Here is a 25,503-nt window from a genome sequence, read left to right on the forward strand (position 1 = left end):
CGTTTGAGATAGCCTTTAGCGCGGAGACGGGATCGCCGTTCCCCAGTTACGCCAATCTTTCGGCGCTTCATCCTGCAACAGAAAGTGTTTATCCGGATTTGCCTGCGGCGCCAGCGGCACCGTCGGCGGCGTCGCAAACTGAATGCCACCGCGAATAAACTGCTGGAATGTCCCGGTTTTCACTACGCCACCCACCAGACCGAAGTCCAGGTTATAGCCGGATGCCAGCCAGAACACCGAGTTATTACGCACCAGATGCTGGTACTTCTTACTGATGCGAAGGGCGATCTGCACACGGTCCGCCATATTACCCAGTGAAGTGCCGGTCACGGTACCCACTTCCACACCACGGAACAGCACCGGCGTACCCAGCGAAAGTGAACCGGCCTCAGTGGCATCAACATAAATGTTCAGGCCATTAAGGTAGCGGGAGTCGGTAATGGTGCTCTCCTGCAGCTCAAACGTGCGCGCGGCGCCACCTTTACCGGGATCCACGTTGACGTAAGGCTGCAACAGGGTTTCCAGATGATTCACGCCGGTAGCGGAAATCTCCGGTGAGACCACCGAGAAACGGCTGCCGAGACGGGCGAAATCGTTGACATACTCCGGATAGAGCACCGCTTTCGCCACCACCTGATTGTTATCTTTGCTTAACGACAGTGACTCCACCTGGCCGACATTAATACCCAGGTAACGAATCGGCATCCCGGCAGAGAGCTTGCTGGCGTCATAGGTGTGCAGCGTAATCTGGCTACCCACCGCGCGGGCGGCGGTTTCAGACGGATAGAGGACGCGTTTGGCCCCTTTGGCCGACTGCGCACCACTCATATTGTCGAAACTGATCGCGCCTTTCAGCGCGCGGTTAAGCGGCGATGCCTGCACCGTCAGGCCGCTGCCGTTAAGGCTGACGCGTGCGCCACCCTCAGCCCAGAACACGCTTTCGCTGGTCAGCAGCTTGCGATATTCCGGCTGAATATGTACCGCAATATCAAAGGCGTCAGCGCGCGGCGTGACTTTGACAATCTCACCCACCTGAAATTTGCGGTAAAGCACGACAGAGCCGGCCTGCACGTCAGGCAGACTGTTAGCGGTCAGCATCAGCGTGGTAGAAGGGCCATCGCCGGTAATGCCTTCTTCCGCTTTTTCAGCATCGGCAAACAGCGGATAGGCACTTTTTGGCTCACCCTTTTTGCCCGGATCCAGCCGGATACCGCCATCCACCCATTCACGGGCGCTGGCACCTAATACCTGCATGCCATCAAGACCGAACTTCACATCCAGCCGACTGTTAACGATAAATTTGCTGTCGCCATGCACCAGATTGCGATTTTCAGGATTGACCGCCACCACGAAATTCACGCCATTTTCATCCAGCGTACGCGACATCACCTGACCAATCTGCATGCCGTGCAGCATCAGCGGCTGGCCCTGATCGATACCATAGCTTTCTGGCGCGCTGAGTTTTACCGTCAGTACATTGGGCTTTTGCAGCAGAGTCTCATTGGACGCCAGCACGGTGTAGTGCTGCTGCGGCTCGCCTTCACCTGGCACCAGTTCCAGCGTGTTGCCGGTCAGTAGCGCGCTGAGGCTGGTATCCGTCAGGCTGATTTTCGGACTGTGCATCTCAATGCGGGTGCCGCTGCGCATCAGACCGACAACAGAGGGATCGATGGTCAGTTCGCCGGTGACCTTGCCGCCATCCTGCAGGTTCAGTTTGGTCAGCGTGCCGACCTCCAGTCCCTGATACATCAGCGGGGTGCTGCCCGCCTTGAGATTGTTGCCGTTGGGCAGATCCAGTGTGATCTGCACGCCGCGCTGACTATGAGCCAGATCGGGATAGAGCCGGTAATTCTGCTCAGCTTTGGCCGTTTCCGCACCCTGTGGCGAGTCAAACGCGATCGCGCCATTGACCAGCGCCGCCAGACTCTCCAGCTGCACTTTAGCCCCGCTCAGGCTGACGTCAGCATTCATGCCTGACACATTCCAGAAACGGCTATTGGTTTTCACCAGATTGATAAAGCGACGGTCAATCAGCACATCAATCGACACGCCATCGGATTTGCTGTTAATGCTGTAGTCATAGACCCGGCCAACCGGAATTTTGCGGTAATAGACCAGCGAGCCGGTGTTGAGCGAGCCGAGATCGGGCGCATGCAGATGGATCATCAATTCGCCGGTATTCACCCGATACTTGGGCTGCGTATCCAGCGCGGTGAACGACTCGCTGGGTTTACCTTTACCCGGCATCATCCCGATGTAGTTGCCGCCGACCAGCGCATCCAGCCCCGACACACCCGCCAGCGAGGCTTTAGGCGTCACCAGCCAGAACTGCGTATCTTCACGCAGCGCATCGCGCATATCGCTCTTGATGCTGGCTTTAATCTGAATGCTGCGATAATCATCACTGAGATTAATGCCCTGCACGGTGCCCACTTCCACGCCCTGATAGCGGATCGGGGTGCGACCCGGCACGATACCATCCGCCGTCTGGAAATTGATGGTGATGGTGGTGCCGCGCTCCTGATAATTGGTCCAGAGCAGCCAGCAGGCGATCAGCATCGCAATAATCGGCAGCAGCCAGAAGGGCGAAATTTTGCGCTTATTACGCAGCGTTGCGTTAGTCGGTGTAGTCGGCGTTTCCTGTTGCATGTGCATCCCAGAGCAGGCGGCTGTCCAGCCACTCAACAGACATAATGGTCAGGATGACGGCCGCGCCAAAAAATAGCGCCGCCGGTCCCATGGTAAAAGCCAGCAGCTGATCACGGTTGACCAGCGACATGGTTAACGAAATGACAAACAGATCGAGCATTGACCAGCGGCCAACCCAGGTGACAAACCGCAGCAAGCGGATGCGGGTTCTCAGCCCCTGTTCACAGCGAAAATGAATGCTGAGCAGCAGCGTCAGCATCACCAGCACCTTGATAAACGGCACCAGAATACTGGCGATAAAAACAATCGCCGCCACAGGAATATTGCCTTCGCCCAGACCCAGGATACCGGAGAAGATGGTGTCCTCACGCCGTGAGCCATTAAGGTAGACCACGGAGATCGGCATCAGATTTGCGGGGATCAACAGCACAATCGATGCGATGAGCGCGGCCCAGGATTTCTGCAGGCTGTGGCGGCGTCGGAAGTCGAGCGGCGTGTGGCAGCGCGGGCAGCGGCCCCGTTCATCGGGTATGCTGGTGTTGTGACAGTTCAGGCAGACCTGCATATCGTCACGGGCCATATTGCCAGGCGTCTGTGGGTAGAAATGCTCCCACAGCTGCTCCATATTCAGATGGATCAGTGTCAGCACGCTCAGCACCGTCAGGGCGATGTAAGCCGCCAGCCCGTAGCCAATCTCCAGCGAAGCATAGTCCTGCACTTTAATTGACGCCACGGCGATGCCGATCAGATAGATATCGAGCATCACCCACTCTTTCAACTTCTCCAGCATCAGCAGCACGGGACGCAGATTCATGCCGAGCCGGTGGCCGATACCGAGATAACAGATACCCGCCACCAGCGTCACCGGCGCGCCGATGGTGCAGAACGCCACCATTGAGGCCGTCAGTACATCACCCTGCTGGGTCATCTGGATGATGCCTTCCAGTACGCTGGCATTGATGCGCATGCCAAGCAGCCGGATATCTACCAGCGGCAGGGAGAAAGCAAAGGGCATTAACACAATCATGGTGGCGGCCATCGCCATAAGACGGGTCATCGGCCAGTCGCGACCACTGAGAATTTCGGCGTTACAGCGTGGGCAATGTGCCGACTGATGCGATTTCACATCCGGTAAGGAAAAAAGGGTATCGCATTGCGGGCAACGCTGATAACGTGCGTGAGGCAATGTCTGGCTGATAGCGTGAATTTTCATAGGGTGATGCAATCTTCGCTCTTCAGAAGTAACAGATATCGGTCATAAAGACATTGTCTGTGTGCCTGTCTCGGGCATCACGCTTCGATCCACAGAATGCTAAGGGTATAGCAACTAACGCTATGATTCACCTTGTGGCTCTGGATATTTAAAACTTATTTTTAACGAACGGTCTTTAATGCCCCGTTCAGATGTCATTGGTAACGGTTAAATAATGAACAAAACTGCCTTTTACGCCGATTTGAATCGCGATATGCGCGCCTTACTGGCGGGAGAAACGGCGTTCCTCGCCGCGATGGGAAACTTTAGCGCGCTGCTGTACGAACGTCTCGATGGCGTGAACTGGGCTGGTTTCTACCTGCTGACGGAAGCGGATACGCTGGTGCTGGGCCCGTTCCAGGGCAAAATCGCCTGTGTGCGCATTCCGGTCGGTAAAGGTGTGTGTGGCACGGCGCTGGCAGAAGAAAAAGTGCAACGCGTAGATGATGTGCATGCCTTCCCGGGCCACATCGCCTGTGACGCTGCCAGCAATGCTGAGATTGTGATTCCTCTGAAAGTGAATGGCACTGTGGTTGGGGTGCTGGACATCGACAGCGTGGCGTACAATCGCTTTGACAGCGACGACGAATCGGGGCTGGTCACACTGACTGATGGGCTTTGTGAAGTGCTTGCGAACAGCGACTTAGAAAAATATCTGCAGCTGACGCGCAGCTAATCGACTGGATCACATGGCATTTAGCGATGTTGTCATTATAATGTCGCCTGTTCATGCCTGCGCTGGTCGGCAAACCCGTTGTAATCAGGAAATTTCATGGAAAATCAACCTAAGTTGAATAGCAGTAAAGAAGTCATCACTTTTCTGGCGGAGCGCTTTCCGCACTGCTTTAGCGCTGAAGGTGAAGCGCGTCCGCTCAAAATCGGTATCTTTCAGGATCTGGTCGAGCGTGTTCAGGGCGAAATGGGTCTGAGCAAAACACAGCTGCGTTCCGCGCTGCGTCTCTATACGTCAAGCTGGCGTTATCTGTACGGCATCAAAGCCGGTGCTATCCGTGTCGATCTCGACGGTAACGCCTGTGGCGTGCTGGATGAGCAACACGTTGAGCATGCACGTAAGCAGCTGGAAGAAGCGAAAGCACGCGTCCAGGCGCAGCGTGACCAGCAGCGCGCCGCGCGTCGTGAAGCAGGCGAAAGCGAAGAGGGCGCGGCACCGCGTCGTCCACGCAAGCCCGCCGCACGTAAGCCTGCAGAAGGCGAAGCCGCGCGTAAACCGCGCCCGCAGACCACTGCACCGCGTGCGACCGCCTCACAGCATCGCAAGCCAGCCCCACGTCCGGAGCAGGAAGCCCGACCCATCACTGATACCTCAACTTTGCAACCCGGCCAGAGTATTAAAGTTAAAGCAGGCAAAAGTGCGATGGACGCTACCGTTCTTGAAGTATCAAAAGACGGCGTTCGGGTCCAGCTCGCTTCCGGCATGGCAATGATTGTGCGCGCAGAACACTTGCAGTTCTGAAACGGAGGCTAACCCCGGCATGAACACCCTTTTTAAAGTTGGACTTATTGCGGGCCTGCTATTAGCAGGCCCAACCTTCGGCGCGGAGAACATTACCCGCGCCGATCAGATTCCCCAGCTTCACGAAGATCCGCAGGATCCGACGGTCAGTGAGCGCGTAACCTCGCGCTTTACCCGTTCCCACTATCGCCAGTTCGACCTGGATCAGAACTTTTCAGCGAAAATTTTTGATCGCTATCTGAACATGCTCGACTACAGCCACAATGTGCTGCTGGCGTCAGATGTGGCGCAGTTTGCCAGCAAAAAAACCACCGTCGGCGATGAGCTGCGCAGTGGCAAGCTGGATCTCTTTTACGATATTTATAATCTGGCGCAGAAACGCCGTTTTGAGCGCTATCAATATGCGCTGACGGTGCTGGCTCGTCCGATGAATTTCAGCGGCAATGACACTATCGACATTGACCGCGCGAAAGCACCCTGGCCGAAAGATCAGTCTGAACTGAATGCGCTGTGGGATGCCAAGGTCAAATATGATCAGTTGAGTCTGAAGCTGGCGGGCAAAGATGATAACGAGATCCGCGACGTTCTGACCAAGCGTTACAACTTCGCTATCCGTCGTCTGGCCCAGAGCAACGGTGAAGATGTTTTCCAGCTGGTGATGAACGCTTTTGCCCGCGAAATCGATCCGCACACCAGCTATCTGTCGCCGCGTAACACCGAGCAGTTCAACACCGAAATGAGCCTGTCACTGGAAGGCATCGGTGCGGTTCTGCAGATGGATGACGACTATACGGTGATCAACTCGATGGTCGCAGGCGGCCCGGCCGCGAAGAGCAAAGCCATTACCGTTGGCGATCGCATCGTCGGTGTGGGTCAGCCAGGCAAGCCGATGGAAGATGTGATCGGCTGGCGTCTGGATGATGTCGTGGCAAAAATTAAAGGACCTAAGGGCAGCAAAGTGCGCCTGGAAGTTCTGCCAGCCGGTAAGGGTACTAAAACCCGTACTGTGACGCTGACGCGTGAGAAAATCCGTCTGGAAGATCGCGCGGTTAAATTGACCATCAAAGATGTCGGCAAGCAGAAAGTGGGCGTGCTCGATATTCCTGGTTTCTATGTCGGCCTCACCGACGACGTGAAAGTACAGCTGCAGAAACTGCAGAAACAGAACGTCGACAGTGTGGTGATCGATCTGCGTACCAACGGCGGCGGCGCGCTGACCGAAGCAGTCTCGCTTTCCGGTCTGTTTATTCCGAGTGGTCCGGTGGTTCAGGTACGCGACAACAATGGTCGGGTTCGTGAAGACAGCGATAACGACGGCGTTGTCTACTACAAAGGACCGCTGGTGGTGCTGGTCGATCGCTTCAGCGCCTCAGCTTCTGAGATCTTTGCTGCCGCGATGCAGGATTACGGTCGCGCGGTGATTGTTGGCGAGCCAACCTTTGGTAAAGGCACCGTTCAGCAGTATCGCTCTCTGAACCGCATCTACGATCAGATGCTGCGTCCGGAGTGGCCTGCGTTAGGCTCCGTTTCTTACACTATTCAGAAGTTCTATCGCATTAACGGCGGCAGTACACAGCGTAAAGGCGTCACGCCGGATCTGCTGATGCCAACCGGCGTTGAAGCGGCTGAAACCGGTGAGAAATTTGAGGATAACGCACTGCCGTGGGACAGCATCAAAGCGGCGACCTATGTCAAAACCGGTGATGTGAAACCGCTGGTAGTGCAGCTGACTAAGCAGCATGCTGACCGCATTGCTCAGGATCGCGAGTTTCAGTACATCATGAAGGACATTGCCCGTTACAATGCCCTGAAAGATAAGCGCAACATCGTGTCGCTTAATCTCGCTCAGCGCGAGAAAGAGAACCACGAAGATGATGCGTCTCGTCTGGAGCGGATCAACGCGCGCTATCAGGCCGAAGGCAAAAAACCGCTGAAAAATCTGGATGAGTTGCCGAAAGATTATAAAGAGCCGGATCCCTATCTTGATGAGACGGTGAAGATAGCTAACGATCTTGCGCAGCTGGAGAAATCCCAGCCAGAGGCGCCAGCGGCTAAATAATCCGCTGTTGCCAGAAAAAGCACCGCTCAGCGGTGCTTTTTTTTGTACTCAGAAAAGTTTCCAGTAAGCAATGATTAGCGCTGGTGAAGGTGCCTGAAGGCTGGGCTCCTCATCAGGCGTGTCAGAATGTAAAGTTATGTCTTTTTAGGCACTTAAACGTTAAGGTTGCTTGAAAAGCAGCCCAATGCCCATAGGATATGGATCCGCGTATAGGCGCGTGAACTACTGAGGAAGATTAACAAAAATGATGCGTATTGCTCTTTTCCTGATGACCAACCTGGCTGTGATGTTGGTATTCGGGCTGATTCTCAGCCTGACAGGGATCCAGTCAAGCAGTGTTCAGGGCCTGATGATCATGGCAGGCCTGTTTGGCTTCGGCGGTGCGTTTGTTTCACTGCTGATGTCGAAGTGGATGGCACTGCGATCGGTTGGCGGTGAAGTGATTGAACAGCCACGCAACGAAACCGAGCGCTGGCTGGTGGATACAATTGGCCGTCAGGCACAGCAGGCGGGTATTGCGATGCCACAGGTGGCGATCTATCACGCACCTGACATCAACGCCTTTGCGACTGGCGCACGGCGTAACGCCTCACTGGTTGCTGTCTCAACCGGTCTGCTGCAGAACATGAGCCGTGATGAAGCGGAAGCGGTGCTGGCACATGAAGTGTCACACATCGCCAATGGCGACATGATCACCATGACGTTGATCCAGGGTGTGGTGAACACCTTTGTGATTTTCGTTTCACGTATTCTGGCGCAGATCGCGGCGGGCTTTATGTCCGGCAACCGCGATGGTGAGGAGAGCAGCAACGGCAACCCGCTGGTCTACTTTGCGGTGTCGATGGTGCTGGAACTGGTGTTTGGTATTCTCGCCAGCATCATCACCATGTGGTTCTCGCGTCACCGTGAGTTCCATGCCGATGCCGGTTCAGCGAAGCTGGTAGGTCGTGAGAAGATGATTGCGGCGTTACAGCGCCTGAAAACCAGCTACGAACCGCAGGAGCCGAGCAGCATGATGGCGTTCTGTATCAACGGTAAGGGCAAATCGTTTAGCGAGCTGTTTATGTCGCATCCGCCGTTAGATAAGCGTATTGAAGCACTGCGTAGCGGTCAGTATCTGAAGTAGCGTTAAGCAGAGCAAAAAAGGCGACCCTGGGTCGCCTTTTCTGTTTAGAAACCATAATCAGACTGAATCTGACAGCAATATCTTAGCCCAACATGCAGGGAACCCGGGCAGAGGAGGAAAGCGTCCCGCGCCATGGATGGTGCGGGCCGACCGTCATGGATGACAGAAGTCTTTCCGATCTGACCGGGTTCCCTGTGAAGGCTCGGCCTTACAGCGAATCGGGTCACACTCTGTCAGGTGGTCGCCTTTTCTGTTTCTGCCATCAGGCGCGGGTCTGCGTCATCCGTGACACACTGACCAGCGCGGCCACGGCGGCAAAGCTGCCCGCCAGCAGCAGCGAAGCGTGCGTCCCGCGTTCATCAAACAGATTAAACATCAGCGCGACCAGTGCAGCACCCATACTCTGGCCCAGCAGGCGCGCGGTGCCCAGCATGCCGCTGGCGCCGCCGCTGCGATGACGCGGAGCGGAAGTGACAATGGTGTGGTTGTTGGGTGACTGAAACAGCCCAAAACCGGCACCGCACAGCATCATGCGCCAGATTATATCGCCATCACCCGGGTTGGCCGGCAGCCAGGCGAGCAGAAACAACCCCAGGGCGAAAATGGCCAGCCCGATGCCGCCCAGCAACCCTGCATGCACCCGTTCAATCAGCCGGCCGGCAATCGGCGCAAATACCATGGTTGCCAGCGGCCAGGGCGTCAGCAGTAAACCGGTTGCCACCTCATCACGCTGCAGGACGTTTTGCAGAAAGAAGGGCAGCGACACCATCGCCAGCATCTGCGCGCAGAACGAACAGACCGACGTTCCCATCGACAGGCTGAAAATCGGGATACGCAGCAGATCAACCGGCAGCAGCGGCACCGCCATGTTTAACTGACGACGAATAAAGAACCAGCCCACAACCAGCAGAGCAATGACCTCCGACAGCACCAGCAGATGACTCTGTCCCTGTGCAAACCCGCTTAGCGCAGAGATGATCAGACCAAAGAACAGGGCGTTCATGATCGCGCTGGGAACATCAAATTTCTGCGCCGTCGCTTTCTGCGGATTATCAGGCAGCGTGCGCAGCGCCAGCCAGAGCGCAATGGCACCCAGCGGGACGTTAATCAGAAACAGCCACTTCCAGCTTGCCACCGAAAGAATCGCTGCGGCGACCGTCGGGCCTGCCGCGGTTGAAACCGCCACGACCAGCGAGTTGATCGCCATGCCGCGTCCCAGATGACGCTGCGGATAGATAATGCGTATCAGCGCGGTATTCACACTCATCAGCGCTGCACCTCCTAATCCCTGCAGCACGCGGGCGAAAGTCAGCATGGTCAGGGTGGTGGAGAAGGCGCAGAACAGCGAAGTGGCAATAAACAGCGCCAGGCCCGCCTGATAGACGCGGCGATAACCCAGCATGTCGCCCAGAAAGGAGAGCGACAGCAGCGAGACGATAATCGCAATCTGATAGGCGTTCACTATCCAGATCGACTGCGCCGGGCTGGCATTCAGTTCGCGCGAGATAGTGGGCAGGGCGACATTGGCTATCGCGCCATCCAGCACTGCCATGGTCAGACCCAGCGCGATGGTGACGATTGCCATATAGCGCTGACGCGCGGGTAATCCATCCTGAGGAGGGGAGAGTGTCATAAGTTAATTACTAAAGAGGGTGAATATCATCATGCTAATGAAATTAACGCTGAAATGCAGCGATCGGACGGAGAAAAAACTGTCTTTAAATATGACGTCATGGTTAAAGCATTGCTGCCTTCGTATGCCTCACTCTATACTGACAGTCCGTTCCATTTTTTTTGAAACAGGTTTAACAAGGTGCGCGATGTCCTCTGCTGAAAATGATAAACAGCCCGATTCCGTCTCTTCGGTACTTAAAGTGTTCGGCATTCTGCAGGCGCTGGGTGAAGAGCGCGATCACGGTATTACTGAGCTCGCGCAGCGCGTGATGATGTCAAAAAGCACCGTTTACCGTTTCCTGCAGACCATGAAGTCGCTGGGTTATGTCACGCAGGAAGGTGAGAGCGAGAAGTACTCACTGACACTGAAGCTGTTTGAACTGGGCGCTAAAGCGCTGCAGAACGTCGATTTAATCCGCAGTGCGGATGTGCAGATGCGTGAGCTTTCGCGTCTGACCAAAGAGACCATTCATCTGGGGGCGCTGGAAGAGGACAGTATTGTCTACATCCACAAAATCGATTCCCTCTACAACCTGCGTATGTATTCGCGCATTGGCCGTCGTAATCCGCTGCATACCACCGCGATTGGGAAAGTTCTGCTCGCCTGGCGCGATCGCAGCGAAGTTGAGGAGATCCTGCGGGATGTCGAATTCAAACGGAGCACGGCCAATACGCTGTTAAGCGCGGAAGCGTTAATTACGGCGCTGGATCAGGTAAGAACGCAGGGCTATGGTGAAGATAAGGAAGAGCAGGAAGAGGGTTTACGCTGCCTTGCCGTGCCGGTCTTTGACCGTTTTGGCGTGGTGATTGCGGGACTGAGCATCTCTTTTCCCACCATTCGCTTTTCAGAAGATGCCCGTCAGGATTACGTGGCCATGCTGCATCGGGCGGCGCGTACGCTCTCCTCGGAGATGGGCTATCACGACTATCCGTTCTGAAAACAGCGGGCCATGTGGCCCGCTGTTTTGTTAATTATCGATCACTTCTCCGCTTTTCTTCAGCAACGGACAATCAGTCACGCCCACCACGCCACTGTCAGTATGCAGATACTGCGCACTGATCACACCGCGAGCGGTCAGATAGCTGCACTGCAGGCCAAGGCCGGCGGCATTTTTAGTACTGCCAGTTAATACGCCATAGCCGGTAAACAGCATCGCCAGCCAGATCACCGCCAGCAAGCCTACCGTACGAATAAACAGTTTCATTATGTCTCCTTGTGAAAGATAACTCAGCGCTCCACCTGGTGCCGCCGGTTATGATGATATCAGCATGCCTCGCTTTTCTGGTGGGATCGATCAGAGATAACTGAAACGGCAAATTCTGCATTGATGTTAACCCCATTATCTTTTGCGATGGCGACAGGTAGAATGGGCGGTTGCCATGTTCTGGCGTTTCCACTGAGTTTTACGAGGCAGTTATGAATGAGTTAGCCGCAAATTCGGGCCCACTGGTCAGCTATGGCCTGCTGGTCATTATTTTGATTGTGGCGTTTATCGCCTGGTTCTTTGTCAACCGTGCCAGCGTGCGCGCCGGTGAGCAAATCCGCTTACTGGAATCCTTGCTGGAAGAGCAGAAGAAACAGAATCAGCTGCTGCGCCGTCTGATTGAGATGCAGCCAGGGGCAGAGAGTAAAAAAACCGATGACGATCGCGAGAAACGCGACTTTATCCGGTTGATTCCGGAACGATAATCACAGCAGAGAGGCGGGATGGTCTGGAAAAATCCGTGGTATGACAGCAGCAAAGCGCATCACACGCCCGAGGGATTCTGCAATCCTGAACCGGAACGGCGCAAGCCGGGCGATCTGCAGCGCTGGCGCAGGGAGCGCAAATCACAGGGGCTGCCGCTGCCACCGCAGCAGGGCTACAGGGCTTTCACCGAACAGTGGTGGCAGCACGCTGATATCAGCGGCAGTGACGATCGCATCTGGTGGCTGGGTCATGCCGCCGTGCTGCTGCGGCTGAACCAGCAATATATCCTGATCGATCCCGCACTCTCGTCACGCGCCTCACCACTCTCTTTTGCCGGGCCGCAGCGAAAAACGCCAGCACCGCTTAGCATCGCTGATCTGCCGCGTCTGGATGTCGTGCTTATTTCACATAACCATTACGATCATCTTGATCGACCGACGGTTAAAGCGATCGTCCGGCGTTTTCCGCAGGCGACCTTTATTGTGCCGCTGGGCCTGGCTAAATGGTGCAGGGCGCGGGGCGTGAAACAAGTCCATCAGCTCGACTGGTGGCAACAGTTTACTGTCGGCGACCTCTGTTTTGATGCGGTGCCGGCACGTCACTGGAGTATGCGAACGCCGCGCGATCGAAACCGTTCGCTCTGGTGCGGCTGGGTCGTGCGTTCTGCCTCCGTGCGCTTCTGGTTCTCGGGCGACAGCGGCTACAGCGATAGCCTGCCGGAGATTGCGGCCCGACTCGGCCCGTTCAGCCTGGCGGCTTTGCCGATTGGCGCTTATGCACCTGAATGGTTCATGGCGGGCCAACATATGAATCCCGATCAGGCGGTGGCGCTGTGGCAGGCAGCAGGCAGGCCACTGACGCTGCCCATCCACTGGGGCGTGTTCGAACTGGCCGATGAGTCGCTTGATGCACCACCCAAAGAACTGGCGGATGCGCTGCTGCGGGCAAACGAGCAAAAGGGCGGTTTCGCACCGTGGCGAATAGGCGAAAGCCGCGGGCTGAATAAGGATACCCAGGAATTATCCTAAAACATCAGAGTTAAAACAAAAGCCCGTTTTTATTATCTGATATCAATTTTTCAAATCAAAAGTTAAATTCTTAATAAGTAAAATCGGGCTCAATGCTTTTATTTGGAGCAGGACGACTGTCTGGCTCCTGCTTTTGGTGCAAAAAAAGTGTTATCTGTACGAAATAAAAGGCGCTGTACAGGATTGACGCCGGATTATAGATATTTTCAACTTTTCGCGCTTCGCTTATTCATTCTGTTATTGCCATATTTGTGAAATATTAATTTCTTATGGTATCCATTGGGTTAGACCCGGCAACAGAGGCCGGAGAGGGGTCTGGCCGGAGAGCGTGCTTAATTTGCATCGGCAGTTGTAAGCGCCACAGAACAGGCAATGTGAGCCTTCTGGCAATTATGTGCGCAGGCTGGCTGAGGCCCTTAAAAATGGCTTGCCATTGTTTTTAGGATATGTGATAACAAATCCTGAGTTAAACGAGGTACAGTTCTGTTTATGCATGGCATCTTCTGTAAAGAAGTCTGTAAAGAAGAACGAGTAAAGACGTTGACGTTGAATACCGCTTCCTTGCCGAACCTTAATTAGTGCCTCATGCAGTAATGTCTCTGGTTTTTCTGTACGACAGCCTTCGGGCTAAATAAACATCTAAAGGAATTTGCAAAATGGCAAAGATTAAAGGTCAGGTTAAGTGGTTCAACGAGTCTAAAGGTTTTGGTTTTATCACCCCTGCTGACGGTAGCAAAGATGTGTTCGTACACTTCTCCGCTATTCAGGGCAATGGTTTCAAAACCCTGGCTGAAGGCCAGAGCGTTGAGTTCGAAATTCAGGACGGCCAGAAAGGCCCGGCAGCCGTTAACGTTACGGCTATCTGATTCAACTCCGCCTCGGTGCATTGCACCCTGACATGAAATCTCAAAGCCCTGGCTTCTCAGCCGGGGCTTTCTTTATGCTTCCGATGCGTAAACGTTAAGGTTACACTGCGCCGCGTTATCTGATGCCGGAGCACCCTATGTCCCTGATTTGCCCTCTTTGTCACTCTCCTCTCGCCTTTACTGCGCGCAGCTGGTGCTGCGAGAATCGCCATCAGTTTGATCAGGCGAAAGAAGGGTATGTCAATCTGCTGCCCGTTCAGCATAAACGGTCGCGTGAACCGGGTGACAGTGCAGAGATGATGCAGGCACGACGCGAATTTCTTGAGGCAGGCTACTACCAGCCGCTGCGTGATCGGGTCGTCAGCCTGCTTGCGCCCGCGCTGAGCCAGCCGGAGTGCAAAATCCTGGATATCGGCTGTGGCGAAGGTTACTACACCGCCGCACTGGCTGACGCAGCAGGCGAGGCCGGGCAGGTCTATGGACTGGATGTCGCCAGAATGGCGATCCGGCTGGCAGCAAAGCGCTATCCGGCGGTGCGCTTCTGCGTCGCCTCCAGCCAGCGCTTACCCTTTGCCGATCACGCCCTGGATGCGGTTGTCCGAATCTACGCACCCTGCAATGAAGCGGAACTGGCCCGCGTGCTGAAGCCGGGTGGCCTGGTATTGACCGTGACACCGGGCCCGCATCATCTGCAGCAGTTCAAGGCGCTGATTTACCGCGAAGTGCAGTTGCATGTGCCGGAGCAGAAAGCGTATCCCGGATTCCGCCAGGTGGAGCAGCATGCGCTGCGTTACCCGATGGCATTAACCGGCGCAGCCGCGACGACCCTGCTTCAGATGACGCCGTTCGCCTGGCGGGCGCGTGAAGAGGTCTGGCAGACCCTGCAGCAGAGCGAGCAGTTCAGCTGCGACGCAGACTTTACCCTGACTGTGTGGCAGCGCGACTAGCGCGCCTCGACCAGGGTGTTATAGATGCGCTCCAGATCGTCGAGTTGCTGCACCGCGATCAGCAGCCGACGCTGTTCCAGCTGAATCACCAGAATGCCATCCTCAGAGAGATTCATGCCCTGAATTCGCCGGTAATCGATCCAGACACCGGCGTAAAACAACCCCTCACTTTTCATCAGCAGCGTTGGCTTTCGCAGCCAGAATAACCAGAACGCCAGAAAACTCAGCACCATCAGCAGTGAGGTGGTGAGCTGCGGGCCGTGATGGCTGACGTTGTTCCACAGCAGGATCAGCAGCAGGCCGATGAAAATCAGGCTATCCAGCTTATGCTGCCTGCGCAGCGCAACCCGTAAGCGGGTCGGGCCGTGGCGACGCGGCAGAATCGCCTCATGATAAATGGCAAACCCCATCAGGGCGGCAATACAACACGCAATCAGCGCGTCGGTTAATGACATCACAGCTACCTCAAACAGGGTGAGCTCAGCCGGTTGTGGCTCAGCTCACCACGCTTAAAAGCCGGGAGCACAGGCTCCCGGCCGGGTGAAATTACAGACCGAGCAGGCCGATCCAGTAACCAAAGATACCGATGGCAAAGAAGCCGACGATAATCCACAGCGCGTTCACTTTACGGCGTAACAGCCACATACAGCCAAAGGTCAGCAGCAGCGGCACCACGCCCGGCATCAGCTGATCGAGGATCGACTGTACAGTGGTGACGGTGGTTTTACCGGTCGAGTCGGTAATACGTGACACCACCAGCGGAATGTTAACGTGTGTCCACTTGTTGACCAGCGCCCCCATGACAAACAGGCCGAGAATCGACGCGCCCTCCGTGAGTTTCTGCAGGAAACCGCCGCCCATATCACTGACGATATCGATCCCTTTGCGATAGCCATAGGCCACGCCGTAGTAGCGGGTCAGCAGGCGTGCCAGGTTAAACAGCACAAAGAAGAGCAGCGGACCCAGCAGACTGCCACTCATGGCGATACCGGCTCCCAGCGCGGCAAACACCGGGCGCACCGTACCCCAGAAGATCGGGTCGCCAACACCGGCCAGCGGTCCCATCAGGCCGACTTTAAGGCCGTTAATCGCGCCATCGTCGATCGGGGCGCCGTTAGCGCGCTGCTCTTCCATCGCCATAGTCACGCCCAGAACCGGCGCGGCCACATAAGGATGGGTATTAAAGAACTCCAGATGACGCTTGATCGCCTGCTTACGATCATCATTGTTCTCAGGATAGAGACGGCGGATCACCGGCACCATTGAGAAGCAGAAGCCCAGCGCCTGCATGCGTTCAAAGTTCCATGAACCCTGGAACAGATTAGAGCGCAGAAAGACGGCGCGAACATCACCGGGTGTCAGTTTCTTTTCGACTTTCGTAATATCAACCATGTGCTCACCTGTTCCTTAATCGAGTTCGTTATCAAGATCGTTTGCGGTCGCTGCACCTGTTGGTGCTCCCGCCACACGGTTGTATTTCGGGCTGAGCTGAATGTAGAGCACCGCCATGACCACGCCAATGACGCCCAGCGCCACCAGGTTAAAGTTGGTGAAGGCCGCGGTGACGAAGCCCAGGTAAAAGAACGGCATCAGGTAGCCTGCGCGCATCATGTTGATGACCATCGCATAACCGACCACTACAATCATGCCACCGGCGATATTCAGGCCGTTGGTCACCACGTCCGGAATAGAGCTGAGTAAGGCGTGAACCGCACTGGTGCCGACCGAAATCGCCACAATCAGCGCCGGGATAGCGATACGCATCGCCTGTAACAGCAGGGCAGAGACGTGGATCCAGGAGATGGCCGTGAGGTTACCTTTCTCTGCGGCTTTGTCAGCCGCATGCTGGAAGGCGACGGTCAGCGTACGCACGATAATGGTCAGTACCTGTCCGGCGGCGGCCAGCGGAATCGCCAGCGCAATGCCGGCACCCACACTTTGACCGCCAGCGATAACCAGGATGGTCGAGATAATGGAGGCGAGGGCGGCATCAGGCGCAACGGCGGCACCGATGTTCATCCAGCCCAGCGCAATCATCTCCAGTGTACCGCCGATAATAATGCCGGTTTTCATATCACCCAGCACCATACCAATCAGGGTACAGGCCACCAGGGGGCGGTGAAACTGGAACTCATCCAGAATCGACCCCATACCGGCAATACAGGCGACAATAAAAATCAAAATAATTTGTAGCGAGGTTATTTCCATCATACTTCTTGTCCTCAGCAGGATAACCAGGAGCCCGGAAACGCAGGCGCATAAGTGCTTCTGTTACGCGTTAACTTTCGCGATCAGATCCATCATTTTCAGTTTCTGGTCACTGGAAACTTTACGCACTTCCAGTTCAATATTGCGTTCATTGAGTTTGCGGAATGCGGCAATATCTTTTTCATCGACCGAGACCGCATTATTGACCTGGGTTTTCCCCTGGCGGAACGCCATACCGCCGATGTTGACGGTTTTAATATCGACACCCTGTTCCACCACGCGCAGTACATCGGTGGGATTGGTAAACAGCAGCATCACGCGATCCTGACCATACTTCGGGTTGTTCCACACCCGCACCATCTTATCGACATCCACCACATGGGCCGTGACGCCGGGCGGAGCGACCTGCGTCAGCAGAGTCTTGCGCACATGATCGTTGGCCACTTCATCGCTGACTACGATAATGCGCTGAACGTTGGTCTCTTTAGTCCAGCGCGTTGCCACCTGCCCATGAATCAGACGGTCATCAATGCGTGTCAGCCCGATTTTCATGTGGTCACCGGGCGCCATCGGCTTAGCCGGTTGCGCCGCAGCGGCCGGTTTTGCCGCGACTGGCGCCGGCGCTTCTTCTTTGGCTTTCAGGGCTTTGACGCCTTCACGGCCGGTCTCCACCGCCACTGCGACCAGCTCGTCAAAACCGGGATTGTCATCGCGCGCCATCAGGGTTTCTACCAGCATCGGGATATTGACCCCGGCGATGACCTCATACTGCGGTTTGTCGACCACGATGCGACTGGCCGCATTAAACGGACTGCCACCCCAGGTATCAACTAAAAACAGGACTCCCTGCGTCGTATCAAGTTCTGCCAGTCGTGCCTGATATTTTTCAATCAGCGTTTCTGCATTTTCACCGGGGACAAAATCTATCCAGCCGACATTGTCCTGCTCGCCCAACAGCATTTCTGCTGTTTTCAGCAGTTGTTCCGCTGCCCAGCCGTGTGTACCAATTACTATCGCAATGGTCACGTGCTACCTCCGTTCGCTAGAGATGCTCATCTGAGTCAATGAACTGTATTGAAGTGCTTTGATGATCTGTTTAACCGGATGATTCGAATTATCGGTATAGCGTCGAAAAAACATGGGTTAACTACGTCAAGGCGGTAAAGTCGCGATTTATTTTAGTGATCGAAAAAATAAATTATGTGATGTCTGTCAGCTATTCATCCTGTGAAGTGACCAGTAACCCTTTTTATGCGCCTGATCATCCGTCAGGCAGATTGTAAAAATAAGAAAATTTTTTGACGCAATTCGCCGACCTGATACATTAACGTTCTGTTTATTACTCAGGAGTAACGGGCTTCAGCCCACCTTTATGGATCGTCACCGACGTCGCTTAATCTGTTCTTTGCGCCTGCTGGCGCGTCACCCTTCGCCTCACGGCGTTTTCACCGCTTTCCCGACTACCTGCATGTCACGCGTTGCTGCGCTGATAAGTAGCACCGCGATCTGTTCCCTGTTCTGGAGTCATAAATAATGGAATTTTTATTCGACCCCTCAATCTGGGCGGGTTTACTGACGCTCGTGGTGCTGGAAATCGTACTCGGCATTGATAACCTGGTGTTTATTGCCATTCTGGCCGACAAACTGCCGCCGAAGCAGCGTGATAAAGCACGCCTGATTGGCCTGTCACTGGCGCTGGTCATGCGTCTGGGTCTGCTGTCGCTGATCTCCTGGATGGTGACGCTGACGACGCCTCTCTTTAGCGTAGGCGGTTTCAGCTTTGCCGGTCGTGATTTAATTCTGCTGGCGGGTGGTCTGTTCCTGTTGTTTAAGGCGACCATGGAGCTGCATGAGCGGCTGGAGAACCGGCAGCTCGACGGATCCGGTAATCGGGGATATGCCAGTTTCTGGGCTGTTGTGACGCAGATTGTGGTACTGGACGCCGTCTTCTCGCTGGATGCTGTGATTACCGCCGTGGGTATGGTGAACCACCTGCCGGTGATGATGACCGCCGTGGTGATTGCGATGGGTGTGATGCTGCTGGCATCTAAGCCGTTAACCAACTTTGTTAACGCGCATCCGACTGTGGTGGTGCTCTGTCTGAGCTTCCTGCTGATGATCGGTCTGTCGCTGGTGGCAGAAGGCTTTGGTTTCCATATTCCTAAAGGCTACCTCTATGCGGCGATTGGCTTCTCGATTCTGATTGAGCTGTTCAACCAGGTTGCACGTCGTAACTTTATCCGCCATCAGTCAAATCGCCCGATGCGTGAACGCACCGCCGAAGCGATTTTACGCCTGATGGGGGGCCGCAACCGTGCCCAGACCGCCAGCAATGGCAACACCAGCAGCAGCGAAGAGGCTGCGCTGGCGGAAGCGATGCCGCAGGAAGCGTTTAAAGATGAAGAGCGCTATATGATTAATGGCGTGCTGACGCTGGCTTCCCGCTCGATTCGCAGCATCATGACGCCGCGCGGTGAAATCTCCTGGGTCGATGCGAATCGTCCGGTAGATGAGATTCGCGGTCAGCTGCTCGATACGCCTCACAGCCTGTTCCCGGTCTGTCGGGGTGAACTGGATGAAATTGTCGGCGTAGTGCGAGCCAAAGAGCTACTGGTGGCGCTGGAGCACGGTGTGGATGTGGCGACCTTTGCGGCCAATACACCGACTATCGTGGTGCCGGAGACGCTGGATCCGATCAACCTGCTTGGCGTGCTGCGTCGTGCCAAGGGCAGCTTCGTGATTGTCACCAATGAGTTTGGTGTGGTTCAGGGTCTGATTACGCCGCTGGACGTGCTGGAAGCGATTGCGGGTGAATTCCCGGATGAAGATGAAACGCCCGATATCATTGCGGATGGTGATGGCTGGTTAGTGAAAGGTGGGACCGATCTGCACTCGCTGCAGCAGTTGCTCGACTTCCATGAGCTGGTCGACCCAACAGAAGACCACGCCTCGCTGGCGGGCCTGCTGATTGAGCAGAAAGGGCAGTTACCGCTTCCTGGCGATGTGATTGACATTACTCCGCTGCACTTCCAGATTATCGAAGCGACCGACTACCGTATCGATCTGGTGCGTGTCACTAAAGATAAACCGCATGACGAGGATGAAGAGGGCTAATCGTTCTCGTTGATGCAGCGGCGCTGCCGGGTTTGCCGGCCGCGCTGAATTCTCCGACAGCCGCTGGCTCATTGCCGCGGCTGTTTTTTTGTCTGTGGCGTAAGGTCATCAGGCAGGACGAAACGGGGCTCAGGCGATTGTCACCTGCGGGCATCAGCCTGATGCTGCGCCAGCCACGCCGGGAAGTCCTGCAGCGGCATGGGGCGGGCAAAATAGTAGCCCTGAAGATGATCCACGCCGCGTTCGCGCAGATAGGCCGCCTGCTCAGCCGTCTCCACGCCTTCGGCCACCAGACTGATATTCAGGCGCTGGGCCAGCGAAATCACCATATCCGTCACCGTGGCATTAATCGCGTCAGTGCCGATGGCTGCGGTGAAAATCTTGTCGATTTTCAGCACATCTGGCTGCAGATCTTTCAGGTAGGAGAGCGAGCTGTGACCGGTGCCAAAATCATCAATCGCCAGCCGGACACCGATGTCATGCAGTTGCGCAATCACCGACTGGTCCACGACCGGCAGGGCATCGCGCTCGGTGAGCTCTACTACCAGTTTCGGCACCGGATTGGCAGGCCACCACAGGTTGTGCAGATCTTCCAGAATGGCGTGGTCGCGGAAGTGGCTGGCGGCAACATTAATGGCGATATGGAACGCGGGATCGTCGGGCAGCTGCGGTAACTGACTCACCACCTCATTCAGTACAAAGCGCGTCAGCGGTTTGATCAGGTTCTGTCGCTCGGCCAGGGGAATAAAGACATCCGGTGCAATCCAGCCCTGACGGGGATTGTGCCAGCGCAGCAGTAACTCAATACCGTCGCACTCACCACTTTTGGTGTTGATCAGCGGCTGGCAATAAACCATAAACTCACGGGCCGTAATGCCATAACTGATTTGCCAGCTCAGGCTCATACGATTTGCGGTCGCCAGCCAGACGATGTAACCCATAAGCAGACTCAGCAGCAGCGCCAGCGGGAGCTGTGAGGGAAGCGTCGCCAGCGCCAGGCGGGTCGGAGAGGGGCCATAGAGAGTAAGCGTAAACGGATAGCGCAGCGAGCCCTGCTCATAGCTCACTTCGTCTTCTGACGGAACCGTGGGCTCGATCAGTGGATTGCCATACTCCAGGCTCTCTCCATTGACGTTAAAGACGGCGCGCTCCACCCAGGGCAACTGCGGCTCCAGCAGATAATTGCTCATCATTTCGATGTTGATCACCTGCAAAATCCCGGAGCGGTTATCCAGGCTCTTTGGCGTCCACAGCAGTAAAATGGGCGAGCCTTTCAGCAGGTACTCATCGGTTGCCAGCGTCATGCGCTGACTGTTAAAGGCTAAATCAGGGTAGGTCTGACTAAAGGGAATGGTGCGCGGCCCGAAGATACTGGAACAGTAGAGCACGTCGTTATCCACCAGCAGGATCGCCCGGACCGTCTGCAGGGAAGAAATTTTTTCGATGAGTGGAAAGCGAACATCCTGACAGGGAACGCCGACCAGACCCAGCGTATTATTGGCTGAAACCTCCAGCGGTGAAAACATCCGGTCAAACCGCATAATCGCTTTATCGGCGAAATCCATCGCCTGCTGCTCGATACGTGACTTCTCTTCGATATAGCGAAAGGCCAGGGTTAATATCAGCACCACGGTGGCGATCGACAGCGCTATCAGCACACGCTTGCGTCTGAATTGTCCAACATTTTGCTGGGCCATAAACATCTGTATCCACCTTCCCAAAAGCCAGTAAAAAGCAAAACACAACGGGGTGAGTATCGGCACGGTCAGATCAACATTGAGGCCGGAATGCAGAAAAGCGGGTCTGGAAAGTTGCTTAAGCCGGACGGCTGCGCGGAAATCACTCTACCGGTTAAACCTGCGCTGAGATAGCGCAGGATGCGGATTTTATTACGTTTGCACGTTTTTTAGTCAGTTAATCGTTTCGCTTAATCACACTGAACTTTAATCGCCAGACCGCCACGCGAAGTTTCACGATATTTGGCGTTCATATCTTTGCCGGTTTCATACATTGTCTCGATAACCTTATCCAGCGAGACGCGGGGTTCGCTGGTGCGCCTAAGTGCCATGCGCGCCGCATTAATCGCTTTAACCGAGGCGATAGCATTGCGCTCAATGCAGGGCACCTGAACCTGACCGGCTACCGGGTCACAGGTCAGACCAAGGTTATGTTCCATGCCGATTTCAGCCGCCACGCAGACCTGCTCCGGACTGCCGCCCAGCAGTTCAGCCAGACCGGCCGCCGCCATAGAACAGGCGACACCCACTTCACCCTGACAGCCCACTTCCGCGCCTGAAATAGAGGCGTTCATTTTGTACAGCACGCCGATGGCGCCAGAGGCGAGGAAATAGCGCAGGAAAATGTCGGGTGTCACCGGCTCAATGAAGTGATCGTAGTAAGCCAGCACCGCAGGCACGATACCGCAGGCACCGTTAGTGGGCGCGGTCACCACGCGGCCTCCCGCGGCGTTCTCTTCGTTAACGGCCAGCGCATACATATTGATCCAGTCGATTACAATCATCGGATCGCTGGAGTGCTTGTCAGAGGAGGTCAGCAGACGACGCAGGGAGGCGGCGCGACGTGGCACGCGCAGTGGTCCTGGCAACACGCCTTCGGTATTCAGACCGCGGTCGATACAGGCCTGCATCGTCTGCCAGATGTTAGTGAAATAGGCATGGATCTCATCGCGGCTGTGCAGCGCCAGCTCATTTTTCATCACCAGACCTGAGAGTGACAGGCCGGTTTCACGACAGTGAGCCAGCAGATCTTTGGCGGAGTGGAACGGCCAGGGCACAGAGACTTCATCCAGTGCCGACTGCCCGAAGTGCTCTTCATCAACAATGAAACCACCGCCAACGGAGTAATAGGTTTTTGACAGAATCAGCAGGTCGCCCGCAAACGCGAGCAGGCGCAGGCCATTTTCATGCAGGGAGAGGTTTTCACTGCGAAATACCATGCCGCCTTCACGCGGGAAATCCACTTCATGTGCGCCTTTCGCCAGCAGCAGTCGCTCACGCTGCTCAACATCTTTAATAAAGGCGGGGATCGCATCAATATCCACCGTATCCGGCGATTCACCCGCCAGACCCATAATAATGGCGATATCAGTGTGATGGCCTTTGCCGGTCAGAGAGAGAGAACCGTAAACATCCACGGCGATCCGGGTGACCTCCTGCAGCTTTTCCTGTTCGCACAGCAAATCCACAAACTGTTTACCTGCTTTCATCGGGCCGACAGTATGCGAACTTGAGGGGCCGATACCCACTTTGAACATGTCAAAAACACTAATCACAGGTGACACTCCTCACAATTATTCTCAGTCTGCCGGGGCAGTTTATGGCGCCCATAGTAATGGTCATGCACCAGGAAAGAGCAGCTTTTCGCATGAAATAAACTTATCAAAACTCATAGAAAAAATTATAGTGCAGCGCGCCAGTAACCTGACGGGCCGGAGAGAGAAAAACGAGAAAGGTCTCAGAATGCGATCTGAGCACTCAGTGATCGGATAATACCCGCGGTCATGCCCCACACCAGATAATCCTGATAGCGCGACAGCCAGACCGGGTGGCGAACGCCAGCCCGATGCACCTCCAGCGCGCTGTAGCGGCTGAGCTGCAAAGCCTCGGCCAGCGGCATCTCAAAGGCGCTGCTCACCTCATCCGGATTAATCGTTAACCGCAGATTGGCCGGAATGATCCCCAGTACCGGCGTCACCTGAAAGCCGGTGCTGCTGGTCACGGCGGGCAGTGCGCCTAATACCTCGACCTGATGCGGCTCAATGCCAACCTCTTCCTGTGCTTCACGCAGTGCTGTGGCGATGAGCGATGCGTCAGTGTCATCCTGCATCCCGCCGGGAAAAGCGACCTGTCCGGCATGTTTGCGCAGGGCGTGTGAGCGCTGCGTCAGCAACAGACCGGGTTCAGGCCGTGCCACAATCGGCACCAGCACCGCCGCATGGCGCCCGGACAGCAATTGTGTGCTGCGGGCTGGCTGCTGCAACAGAAAACGGCTGCGAAAATCATTAAGCGTCAGGGCCAACTGAACCTCCGGTTTGTTCCAGTGCCGGTAAGATCCGGCTGACTTTGTCGAGTGTTTCCTGATACTCCGCTTCGGGATCGCTGTCTGCAACAAGCCCGCCGCCCGCCGCACAGTAGAGCTGCTGACCTTCAGCGATCAGCGTGCGAATGGTGATGCTGGTATCCATCCGGCCACACAGGCTGAGATAACCAATGCTGCCGCACCAGGCATTGCGCCGCTGCGGCTCCAGTTCATCAATAATCTCCATCGCCCGAATCTTGGGCGCACCGGTAATCGAGCCGCCCGGAAAACAGGCGCGCAGCAGATCGGTAGCCTGCAGGGTATCAGGCAGCTGCGCCCGCACCGTGCTCACCAGGTGGTGTACGGCGGGGAAGGGTTCAACCACAAACAGTTCAGGCACCGTGACCGAGCCGGGTAGCGCCACGCGGCCAATATCGTTGCGCAGCAAATCGACAATCATCAGGTTTTCGGCCCGATCTTTTTCTGCATGGCGCAGCGACTCAGCCTGTTGCGCATCAGCAATCGGATCGTCACAGCGTGGCCGGGTACCTTTGATCGGTCGGGTTTCGATCTGTTTATTATTCAGCGACAGAAAGCGCTCCGGCGACAGGCTGAGGATCGCGCTCTCCGGCAGACGCAGAAAAGCGCTGAACGGCGCGCGGTTAGCGGCATTGAGTATACTGAACGCCTGCCACTCATCACCCTGGTAACTGGCCTGAAAGCGCTGCGCCAGATTAACCTGATAACAGTCACCCGCCTGAATATAGGCCTGAACCGCCGCAAAACGCGCAGCGTAATCTGCATAGCTCAGGTTGGAGCGCCAGCGGCTGGTCAGTGAAAAGGGCACGGCCTCGCGCGCCGGCCATTGCGCCAGCCAGGCGGCGCGTTCTTCCGCGTTCTTTAACGCCACCAGCGTCAGGGTCTGCTGATGATGATCGGCAATCAATGCCCAGTCATAGATACCCACCGCCATGTCAGGCGTGGTGAGATCGGCTGCGGCCTGCTGAGGCAGCGACTCAAACCGGCGGCCCAGATCATAACCAAACAGGCCCAACGCACCGCCCTGAAACGGCAGGGCATCGCTGGCAGCCGGCGTCACGCCCAGCGCATCACACTGCTGCTGCACCAGCAGCAGGGGATCGGCGGTTGATTCGGTCGTGCCGGTCAGGTCGCTGAGCGTAGTCATCGCACCGCGGGTCACCAGGGTGGCGCGGGGATCGGCAGTCAGAATATCAAAGCGGTTGTCGCTGTGGTTCGCCTGCGCGGAGGAGAGCAGCATCGCCCAGGGCAGATGGGCAATCGGGGCAAAACGCTGAGTCAGCGCATCCGGGGTATAATCAAGACTGAGGGTTTCAACAATCATCGGGCAGAGAAATC

Annotated in this window: 22 protein-coding genes; 10 read left to right on the forward strand and 12 right to left on the reverse strand. The window is 55.6% G+C overall.

The window, feature by feature from the left end; all coding sequences use genetic code 11:
- Positions 1-15: 15 nt before the first annotated feature.
- A complete protein-coding gene (locus tag HFD94_RS05105; protein WP_010258767.1) occupies positions 16-2,649 on the reverse strand; it encodes a PqiB family protein in 2,634 nt (877 codons plus the stop codon).
- Positions 2,618-3,862 (reverse strand): membrane integrity lipid transport subunit YebS, encoded by a 1,245-nt coding sequence (gene yebS, locus HFD94_RS05110; protein ID WP_022625536.1) that lies wholly within the window; start codon positions 3,860-3,862, stop codon positions 2,618-2,620. The genes HFD94_RS05105 and yebS overlap by 32 nt, the downstream gene beginning before the upstream one ends.
- Before the next feature lie 214 nt (positions 3,863-4,076).
- Between yebS and HFD94_RS05115 the strand changes: the two genes are divergently transcribed.
- The 4 genes from HFD94_RS05115 (at position 4,077) to htpX (ending at position 8,560) form a co-directional block, all read left to right on the forward strand.
- On the forward strand, positions 4,077-4,577 hold the full coding sequence (locus HFD94_RS05115) for a GAF domain-containing protein (protein WP_010258773.1): 501 nt from the start codon (positions 4,077-4,079) through the stop codon (positions 4,575-4,577).
- Positions 4,578-4,673: 96 nt separating this feature from the next.
- Positions 4,674-5,375, forward strand: a complete 702-nt coding sequence (proQ, locus tag HFD94_RS05120; RefSeq protein WP_010258776.1) for an RNA chaperone ProQ — start codon at positions 4,674-4,676, stop codon at positions 5,373-5,375.
- 19 nt (positions 5,376-5,394) lie between these two features.
- Positions 5,395-7,434 (forward strand): carboxy terminal-processing peptidase, encoded by a 2,040-nt coding sequence (gene prc / locus HFD94_RS05125; RefSeq protein ID WP_167432854.1) that lies wholly within the window; start codon positions 5,395-5,397, stop codon positions 7,432-7,434.
- Positions 7,435-7,678: 244 nt separating this feature from the next.
- Positions 7,679-8,560, forward strand: coding sequence for a protease HtpX (gene htpX, locus HFD94_RS05130; RefSeq protein WP_003852678.1), 882 nt, complete (start codon positions 7,679-7,681; stop codon positions 8,558-8,560).
- 262 nt (positions 8,561-8,822) lie between these two features.
- Here the strand turns inward: htpX and HFD94_RS05135 are convergent, their stop codons facing one another.
- A complete protein-coding gene (locus tag HFD94_RS05135; protein WP_061901379.1) occupies positions 8,823-10,193 on the reverse strand; it encodes an MFS transporter in 1,371 nt (456 codons plus the stop codon).
- A gap of 187 nt (positions 10,194-10,380) precedes the next feature.
- Here HFD94_RS05135 and kdgR point away from each other — a divergent pair, with 187 nt between their 5' ends.
- The gene (gene kdgR, locus HFD94_RS05140; protein WP_167432855.1) at positions 10,381-11,172 is read left to right on the forward strand and encodes a DNA-binding transcriptional regulator KdgR; all 792 of its coding nucleotides are present in this window, start codon (positions 10,381-10,383) and stop codon (positions 11,170-11,172) included.
- 30 nt (positions 11,173-11,202) lie between these two features.
- Here kdgR and HFD94_RS05145 read toward each other — a convergent pair whose 3' ends face one another.
- Entirely contained in the window at positions 11,203-11,439 is a 237-nt protein-coding gene (locus tag HFD94_RS05145) for a YobH family protein (protein WP_010258788.1), read from the reverse strand.
- Positions 11,440-11,651: 212 nt separating this feature from the next.
- On the opposite strand from HFD94_RS05145, the gene HFD94_RS05150 reads away from it, so the two are divergent.
- The 4 genes from HFD94_RS05150 (at position 11,652) to rlmA (ending at position 14,766) form a co-directional block, all read left to right on the forward strand.
- Positions 11,652-11,924 (forward strand): YebO family protein, encoded by a 273-nt coding sequence (locus HFD94_RS05150; RefSeq protein WP_010258793.1) that lies wholly within the window; start codon positions 11,652-11,654, stop codon positions 11,922-11,924.
- A gap of 18 nt (positions 11,925-11,942) precedes the next feature.
- Complete coding sequence (locus tag HFD94_RS05155; RefSeq protein WP_064691387.1) at positions 11,943-12,953, forward strand: MBL fold metallo-hydrolase; 1,011 nt, start codon at positions 11,943-11,945, stop codon at positions 12,951-12,953.
- A 656-nt stretch (positions 12,954-13,609) separates the two neighbouring features.
- The gene (cspE, locus tag HFD94_RS05165; RefSeq protein ID WP_003852684.1) at positions 13,610-13,819 is read left to right on the forward strand and encodes a transcription antiterminator/RNA stability regulator CspE; all 210 of its coding nucleotides are present in this window, start codon (positions 13,610-13,612) and stop codon (positions 13,817-13,819) included.
- A gap of 137 nt (positions 13,820-13,956) precedes the next feature.
- Complete coding sequence (gene rlmA, locus HFD94_RS05170; protein WP_064704231.1) at positions 13,957-14,766, forward strand: 23S rRNA (guanine(745)-N(1))-methyltransferase; 810 nt, start codon at positions 13,957-13,959, stop codon at positions 14,764-14,766.
- On the opposite strand, the gene HFD94_RS05175 is transcribed toward rlmA, so the two are convergent.
- The 4 genes from HFD94_RS05175 to manX all read right to left on the reverse strand — a co-directional run bounded on the left by HFD94_RS05175 (position 14,763) and on the right by manX (position 18,000).
- Positions 14,763-15,221: a DUF986 family protein gene (locus HFD94_RS05175; RefSeq protein WP_022625541.1), complete on the reverse strand. Its 459-nt coding sequence runs from the start codon at positions 15,219-15,221 to the stop codon at positions 14,763-14,765. The two genes, rlmA and HFD94_RS05175, sit on opposite strands and share 4 nt — an antisense overlap.
- Before the next feature lie 91 nt (positions 15,222-15,312).
- Entirely contained in the window at positions 15,313-16,158 is an 846-nt protein-coding gene (locus HFD94_RS05180) for a PTS mannose transporter subunit IID (RefSeq protein ID WP_010260523.1), read from the reverse strand.
- 15 nt (positions 16,159-16,173) lie between these two features.
- Positions 16,174-16,974 carry a PTS mannose/fructose/sorbose transporter subunit IIC gene (locus tag HFD94_RS05185; RefSeq protein ID WP_010670765.1) on the reverse strand — a complete coding sequence of 267 codons (801 nt, stop codon included), beginning with the start codon at positions 16,972-16,974 and terminating at the stop codon, positions 16,174-16,176.
- A gap of 63 nt (positions 16,975-17,037) precedes the next feature.
- Positions 17,038-18,000, reverse strand: coding sequence for a PTS mannose transporter subunit IIAB (gene manX / locus HFD94_RS05190; protein WP_022625543.1), 963 nt, complete (start codon positions 17,998-18,000; stop codon positions 17,038-17,040).
- A gap of 507 nt (positions 18,001-18,507) precedes the next feature.
- Between manX and HFD94_RS05195 the strand changes: the two genes are divergently transcribed.
- A complete protein-coding gene (locus HFD94_RS05195) occupies positions 18,508-20,088 on the forward strand; it encodes a TerC family protein (RefSeq protein WP_010260533.1) in 1,581 nt (526 codons plus the stop codon).
- Between the two features lie 140 nt (positions 20,089-20,228).
- Here the strand turns inward: HFD94_RS05195 and HFD94_RS05200 are convergent, their stop codons facing one another.
- From HFD94_RS05200 to pabB, 4 genes are all read right to left on the reverse strand, one after another.
- A complete protein-coding gene (locus HFD94_RS05200) occupies positions 20,229-21,791 on the reverse strand; it encodes an EAL domain-containing protein (protein WP_167432856.1) in 1,563 nt (520 codons plus the stop codon).
- A 224-nt stretch (positions 21,792-22,015) separates the two neighbouring features.
- Positions 22,016-23,380, reverse strand: coding sequence for an L-serine ammonia-lyase (locus tag HFD94_RS05205; RefSeq protein ID WP_010260538.1), 1,365 nt, complete (start codon positions 23,378-23,380; stop codon positions 22,016-22,018).
- 182 nt (positions 23,381-23,562) lie between these two features.
- The gene (locus HFD94_RS05210) at positions 23,563-24,126 is read right to left on the reverse strand and encodes a CoA pyrophosphatase (protein WP_010260541.1); all 564 of its coding nucleotides are present in this window, start codon (positions 24,124-24,126) and stop codon (positions 23,563-23,565) included.
- Complete coding sequence (gene pabB, locus HFD94_RS05215) at positions 24,110-25,489, reverse strand: aminodeoxychorismate synthase component 1 (RefSeq protein WP_167432857.1); 1,380 nt, start codon at positions 25,487-25,489, stop codon at positions 24,110-24,112. The genes HFD94_RS05210 and pabB overlap by 17 nt, the downstream gene beginning before the upstream one ends.
- Between the last annotated feature and the right edge of the window lie 14 nt (positions 25,490-25,503).

The sequence above is a fragment of the Pantoea sp. EKM20T genome, from assembly GCF_011800485.1.
GTDB lineage: Bacteria > Pseudomonadota > Gammaproteobacteria > Enterobacterales > Enterobacteriaceae > Pantoea > Pantoea agglomerans.

Excerpts from the sequence above, each read along its gene's own strand:
- HFD94_RS05200 (WP_167432856.1), bottom strand. The coding sequence starts at position 21,791 with ATGTTTATGGCCCAGCAAAATGTTGGACAATTCAGACGCAAGCGTGTG.
- proQ (WP_010258776.1), top strand. The coding sequence starts at position 4,674 with ATGGAAAATCAACCTAAGTTGAATAGCAGTAAAGAAGTCATCACTTTT.
- HFD94_RS05175 (WP_022625541.1), bottom strand. The coding sequence starts at position 15,221 with ATGTCATTAACCGACGCGCTGATTGCGTGTTGTATTGCCGCCCTGATG.
- cspE (WP_003852684.1), top strand. The coding sequence starts at position 13,610 with ATGGCAAAGATTAAAGGTCAGGTTAAGTGGTTCAACGAGTCTAAAGGT.
- HFD94_RS05115 (WP_010258773.1), top strand. The coding sequence starts at position 4,077 with ATGAACAAAACTGCCTTTTACGCCGATTTGAATCGCGATATGCGCGCC.
- HFD94_RS05155 (WP_064691387.1), top strand. The coding sequence starts at position 11,943 with ATGGTCTGGAAAAATCCGTGGTATGACAGCAGCAAAGCGCATCACACG.
- rlmA (WP_064704231.1), top strand. The coding sequence starts at position 13,957 with ATGTCCCTGATTTGCCCTCTTTGTCACTCTCCTCTCGCCTTTACTGCG.
- pabB (WP_167432857.1), bottom strand. The coding sequence starts at position 25,489 with ATGATTGTTGAAACCCTCAGTCTTGATTATACCCCGGATGCGCTGACT.
- HFD94_RS05180 (WP_010260523.1), bottom strand. The coding sequence starts at position 16,158 with ATGGTTGATATTACGAAAGTCGAAAAGAAACTGACACCCGGTGATGTT.
- HFD94_RS05150 (WP_010258793.1), top strand. The coding sequence starts at position 11,652 with ATGAATGAGTTAGCCGCAAATTCGGGCCCACTGGTCAGCTATGGCCTG.
- HFD94_RS05185 (WP_010670765.1), bottom strand. The coding sequence starts at position 16,974 with ATGGAAATAACCTCGCTACAAATTATTTTGATTTTTATTGTCGCCTGT.
- HFD94_RS05145 (WP_010258788.1), bottom strand. The coding sequence starts at position 11,439 with ATGAAACTGTTTATTCGTACGGTAGGCTTGCTGGCGGTGATCTGGCTG.
- prc (WP_167432854.1), top strand. The coding sequence starts at position 5,395 with ATGAACACCCTTTTTAAAGTTGGACTTATTGCGGGCCTGCTATTAGCA.
- HFD94_RS05135 (WP_061901379.1), bottom strand. The coding sequence starts at position 10,193 with ATGACACTCTCCCCTCCTCAGGATGGATTACCCGCGCGTCAGCGCTAT.
- HFD94_RS05195 (WP_010260533.1), top strand. The coding sequence starts at position 18,508 with ATGGAATTTTTATTCGACCCCTCAATCTGGGCGGGTTTACTGACGCTC.
- htpX (WP_003852678.1), top strand. The coding sequence starts at position 7,679 with ATGATGCGTATTGCTCTTTTCCTGATGACCAACCTGGCTGTGATGTTG.
- kdgR (WP_167432855.1), top strand. The coding sequence starts at position 10,381 with ATGTCCTCTGCTGAAAATGATAAACAGCCCGATTCCGTCTCTTCGGTA.
- HFD94_RS05105 (WP_010258767.1), bottom strand. The coding sequence starts at position 2,649 with ATGCAACAGGAAACGCCGACTACACCGACTAACGCAACGCTGCGTAAT.
- yebS (WP_022625536.1), bottom strand. The coding sequence starts at position 3,862 with ATGAAAATTCACGCTATCAGCCAGACATTGCCTCACGCACGTTATCAG.